We start from the raw sequence: 1,032 nt of genomic DNA on the forward strand, positions 1-1,032 counted from the left end.
GTGGTGTTCGTGTTTCCGGGTCAGGGGGCGCAGTGGGTGGGGATGGCGGTGGGGTTGTTGGAGGAGTCGGAGGTGTTTGCGGAGTGGATGGGGCGGTGTGGTGAGGCGTTGGCTCCGTTTGTGGGGTGGTCGTTGGTGGATGTGTTGGGTGATGAGGTGGCGTTGGGGCGGGTGGATGTGGTGCAGCCGGTGTTGTGGGCGGTGATGGTGTCGTTGGCGGGGTTGTGGCGTTCGGTGGGTGTGGAGCCGGTGGGTGTGGTGGGGCATTCGCAGGGGGAGATTGCGGCGGCGTGTGTGGTGGGTGCGTTGTCGTTGGAGGAGGGTGCGCGGGTGGTGGCGGGGCGGAGTCGGGTGATTGCGTCGGGGTTGGCGGGTGGGGGTGGGATGTTGTCGGTGGGGTTGCCGGTGGGTGTGGTGGAGGGGCGGTTGGGTGAGGGGTTGTCGGTGGCGGCGGTGAATGGTCCGTCGTCGGTGGTGGTGGCGGGTGGGGTGGGTGTGTTGGGTGTGTTGGAGGAGGAGTTGCGGGGTGAGGGGGTGCGGGTGCGTCGGGTGCCGGTGGATTATGCGTCGCATTCGGTGGAGGTGGAGCGGGTTGAGGGTGAGTTGGGTCGGGTGTTGGGGGGTGTGTCGGCGGTGTCGTCGTCGGTGCCGTTTTTTTCGACGGTGACGGGTGGTCGGGTGGATACGGCGGTGTTGGACGGGGGGTATTGGTATCGGAATTTGCGGGAGCGGGTGCGTTTGGAGGAGGTGGTGCGGTTGTTGTTGGGGTCGGGGCGGCGGGTGTTCGTGGAGGTGAGTCCGCATCCGGTGTTGGGGTTTGTGGTGTCGGAGACGATGGGTGCGGTGGGTGTGGAGGGTGTGGTGGTGGGGTCGTTGCGGCGTGGTGAGGGGGGGTTGGATCGGTTTTTGCGGTCGGTGGGTGAGGTGTATGCGGCGGGTGTGGATGTGGAGTGGGGCGGGGTGTTGGAGGGGGTGGGTGCGCGGCGGGTGGCGTTGCCGACGTATCCGTTCCAGCACCAGCGCTACTGGCTC

The 1,032-nt window shown here is 67.0% G+C and carries 1 protein-coding gene; it reads left to right on the plus strand.

The window, feature by feature from the left end; all coding sequences use genetic code 11:
• Nucleotides 1–1,032: acyltransferase domain-containing protein (locus ACZ60X_RS43910; RefSeq protein WP_469611462.1), on the plus strand; the 1,032-nt coding region annotated here is incomplete at both ends.

The sequence above is a fragment of the Streptomyces sp. NPDC104106 genome, assembly GCF_055584345.1.